The 4,530-nt window shown below is 35.6% G+C and carries 3 protein-coding genes; all 3 read left to right on the top strand.

The annotated features are described in order from the left end of the window. Positions 1–260: 260 nt before the first annotated feature. The gene (locus HET73_RS06015; RefSeq protein ID WP_174133237.1) at positions 261–1,367 is read left to right on the top strand and encodes a serine hydrolase; all 1,107 of its coding nucleotides are present in this window, start codon (positions 261–263) and stop codon (positions 1,365–1,367) included. 68 nt (positions 1,368–1,435) lie between these two features. Continuing rightward, positions 1,436–2,005, top strand: coding sequence for a GNAT family N-acetyltransferase (locus HET73_RS06010; protein ID WP_174133235.1), 570 nt, complete (start codon positions 1,436–1,438; stop codon positions 2,003–2,005). A gap of 118 nt (positions 2,006–2,123) precedes the next feature. Continuing rightward, positions 2,124–4,454 (top strand): phenylalanine--tRNA ligase subunit beta, encoded by a 2,331-nt coding sequence (pheT, locus tag HET73_RS06005; RefSeq protein ID WP_174133236.1) that lies wholly within the window; start codon positions 2,124–2,126, stop codon positions 4,452–4,454. Positions 4,455–4,530: the final 76 nt, after the last annotated feature.

Below are 4,530 nucleotides of genomic sequence, written 5' to 3'. Positions count from 1 at the left end.
GTCGATAATGTAGACAACAATGTAAAAGACATGAGGTGCATATAATGCAAAAAATTAAACATGAGACGCCAGATATACTAAGTTTTTTTGTCGTTTAATCTGTACAGAGAAGATAAATAATTAGCTTCATTGTTATTGTAAAAGGGTTGGCGGGGGTTGTCAAGGAGTTTTTCCAACGTGCTGCTATGCAAGAGATCTATTGAAATACTCCTGCAAAATCATACTATTAATTAGTGCACTATAAACTTAAAGCTATGAACATATTGGGTAAATTGTTAATTTTGCTATTAGTTTTTTCACTTCCTTTTTCTTCATATTCATATCAATTTAGAACCAAAGCAAAGCAGGCAGTAGTCTTGGATTTAACCTCAAATTCGTTCATTTTTGAGCACAATTCCGATGAGAAAATGGCCCCATCTTCAATGAGCAAATTAATGACTTTATATATAGCCTTCGATCAGCTAAAAGCTAGTATGATAAGCATGGAAAATAAATTTCGAGTAAGTAGAAAAGCATGGGAAAGGAAAGGCTCTTCTATGTTTTTGAGGGAAGGTCAATCTGTCACAGTGAAAGAATTACTTGAAGGAATTACAATAGTTTCAGGTAATGACGCCTGCATAACACTAGCTGAGGGCATTGCGGGATCAGAGGAGAATTTTGTGATTGAAATGAACGAAGTTGCGCAAACACTGGGCCTAAACAATAGTCATTTTGTCAATTCAAGCGGCTGGCCCGATGAAGATCATTTCATGAGCGCAAAAGATTTGGCAGTACTGGCGAAGAGGATTTTCACTGATTTCCCTGAATATTACGATTTATTTTCTGAACAATATCTAACGTACAACGACATTTTACAAAAAAATAAAAATCTTCTACTCTTTCATGACATTGGCGTCGATGGCTTAAAAACTGGTTATACAAACGCTGGTGGTTACGGAATCGTAGTATCTGCAAAACGAAACAACAGAAGGATTTTTGCTGTTGTGAACGGCTTAAATACTGAGAAAGAGCGAATAGAAGAAGCAAAAAGACTGATACAATATTCTTTAAATTATTTCTATACCAAGAAAATATTCACTAAGGATGATGTAGTTGAGGAAATAAATGTCCTATATGGAAAAGATAGAAAAGTACCCGTTACAGTTGCAAATGACGTTATCATAACCTACAGCCGCAATCTGCACGACAAAATTAAGACGCGCATTGAATATAAAGATATGATACCTGCACCAATTAAAAAGGGGCAAGAAGTGGGCAAAGTTTTGATAGAAATACCAGGTGCTGAGCAGCAAACTGCACCACTTTATGCAGTAAATGACGTGCAGGAACTAAATTACATAGAAAAGTTTTTTAGAATGTTGTTTTAAGATTAAATATCGTACTGTACCGGAAATATCAATTTTAACGAACTTAAGAGAATCTAGAAATAAATTTAATGAAAAGAGTAATAACATTTAAGGCGTTGAGCGAAGAACACTTTGCATTACTACTAAAATGGTTAGAAACATCTCATGTAAAGAAGTGGTGGGATAAGGATATAAATTGGACACCAAAGTTAATTCAAGAGAAATATGGCAACTACGTTAAAGGGTTCAAGCGCTTAGAGCTCAAGACACGAATTATTGAAAAACCAATATATGGTTTTATTATTAACTGCGATGGAGCTGATATTGGATATATTCAGTATTACAATAAACATGATTTCCCACCAGAGCAAAATTACAACACCCTAGGGCTTCCAGAAAGTTGTGCTGCTATAGACTGGTATATCGGAGAGCTGAACTATATTGGCAAGGGAATTGGCCTGCAAGTTTTGAATATATTTTTAAATGAATTTGTCTTCAAAATTTTTAAAAATGCTTTTGTTGATCCAGATACAGCAAATGTATGTGCAATCCGCGCTTATGAAAAAGTTGGTTTCAGAGAAATCAAAGAGAGTAATGGCATAACTTTGATGATGAAAACAAGAAGTTCTGATAAGTGTAAAGTTCTTCCCATAACATAAAAATCACTTTTTTATTGAAAAATTTAGCGCGGCTACACTACAACGCTCACATCCCATAATAAGCTTTAAAATCACTACATTTTATGTTACAATAATTTTTTCGTTTCTTTTTAGATCGATGAAATTCACGTTATCTTGGTTATTAGAGCACTTAGAAACTAATGCCAGTTTAGAAGAAATTACTGATAAGTTAACCCATATAGGGTTGGAAGTAGAAGATGTGATCGATAATGCCAAATTGGCTGGGTTTGTTGTTGCAAAAGTATTAGAAGTCGTACCTCACCCAAATGCTGACAAATTAAAACTATGTAAAGTAGACGACGGAAATAAAGTTCTGCAGATAGTCTGCGGAGCACAGAATGTTAGAGAAGATATGAAGACTGTACTTGCATCTCTTGGTAGCACATTACCAGACAGTGATTTCACAATTAAACCTGCAAAAATCCGGGGGGTGTCAAGTGAGGGGATGCTCTGCTCTGCTTCTGAACTTGCGTTGATTCAAGAGGAGAGTGAAGGAATAATTGAACTTTCTGATGATTATAAAGTAGGAGATAAATTTTTCAATTGCGATCCTGTAATTGATATAAATGTTACTACAAACCGTGGAGATTGCCTAGGCGTCTATGGAATAGCTCGAGATTTAGCAGCAACTGGAATTGGAACATTAAAGGCTTTAAGCGTCCCACAACTTACCTGCCTTATAGACTCACCAAATGATGTTAAAGTCACCGATGAGGAGAGTTTTATCAGTGGAGTATACATCGCCAATGTAAAAAATAAAGAGAGCCCAAAGTGGTTAAAGGATAAATTGGAATCGATAGGAATGCGTTCCATTTCTGCAATAGTTGATATTACTAACTACATTATGATATCTTTTGGCCGCCCAATGCACGCATATGATGCAAAAAAAATAGAAGGAGAGCTTGTAGTACGCAAAGCGAACAGCGGGGAAAAATTTACTGGTTTAAATGGTAAAGAATACTTATTAAATAAAGACGTAAGCATTATTTCTGATGATAAAAATATTCATGCAATTGCTGGAATTATAGGTGGTAAGTACAGTGAATGCACCCTTGAAACCACTGATATCTTTTTAGAGTCTGCTTGGTTTGACCCTATCTCTGTTACTAAATCTTCAAGACAGCTCTGCATCTCCACAGACTCAAGTTATAGGTTTGCACGTTCAGTTGATCCTGGATTCACTTTTGATGGACTGCATCTTGCAGCTCAGATGATTTTGGAGTTATGTGGTGGAGAAGCCTCAAGTGTAGTGTCTGCTGGCAGTCTGGATAAGGCTGACACCAAGGTGAACTTTGATTATCAAGACGTAAACAAGTTTGGAAGTGTATCTGCATCACCTGACGAGATATTCGATATTTTAACAAAACTAGGATTTAGTATTGATAAAAGAACTGAAAGTAATTGGAGTGTACAAGTACCAAGCTGGAGACCAGATGTTGCCATACCCGCTGATCTAGTTGAAGAGGTAGTGAGAATATATGGCTATGATAAAATAAAGGAAGAGCCACTAACAGGCAATGTTACGGTAGAAACCAATGCACAAGATGATTTACGTATTTTAATGACAAGTAGAGGATTTCACGAAGTGCTCACTTGGTCTTTTATGAGTGAATCGACGGCTGAAAAGTTTGGTTATTCGGACAAGCTATTTATCATCGATAATCCATTTAATAACAACTTCAATATAATGAGGCCCAGTATCATGCCGAATTTATTGCAAGTTACTGCAGATAACATTGCTCATGGAACGCCAGATCTTGCAATTTTTGAAATTGGACCAGTTTACGATAGTCTTAATCAGCCTAAGTATGTTTTAAGTGGAATTAGGTCAGGAAATAATTTGCCGCGCAACCATTATAACACTGATAGGAAAGTAGATGTTTTTGACGCAAAGGCTGACCTTATAACGGCTTTGGAATTTTTTAACATTAATTGTAATAATTTTACGATAGAGAGAGCAGAAAAAGAATATTACCACCCAGGAAAGTCAGGCATCTTTTCTTTCAAAAGTAAAACATTGGGTTATTTTGGAGAACTGCACCCAAGCATACTGGATTTCTTTAACATCAAGCAAAAAGTTGTAGGCTTTGAGGTAATACTAGAAGATATTGAAAATTTACCTGTAAGTAGAAAAAAATTTATCGATTATAAATATCAAAGTGTAAAGCGCGATTTTGCATTTATTGTAAATCAAGACGTAGCAGCAGGTAATATAATCAACATGGTGAGAAAAAGCTCAGAGCTCATCATGGAAGTTTTGATATTCGATGTATATCATGACATAGAGCCAAATAAGATGTCCATAGCATTATCAGTTACTTTTTGCTCTCCAACTCACACTTTAACTGAAGAAGAAATTCAAAAAGAATCCAGCGCTATAGTTAACTTAGTGAGCGAAAATATCGGAGGGGTTTTGAGATATAGCTAAATGGAAGATTAGTTAAAAAAACTGGATAGGAGATTTCAGAAAGAATGCCAACTTGTGCGCTCTAAAAAGCAATAAT

The sequence above is a fragment of the Wolbachia endosymbiont of Atemnus politus genome (assembly GCF_013309895.1).
The sequence above is the reverse complement of the archived record's forward strand: the minus strand, read 5'-3'. Positions and strand labels throughout refer to the sequence as shown.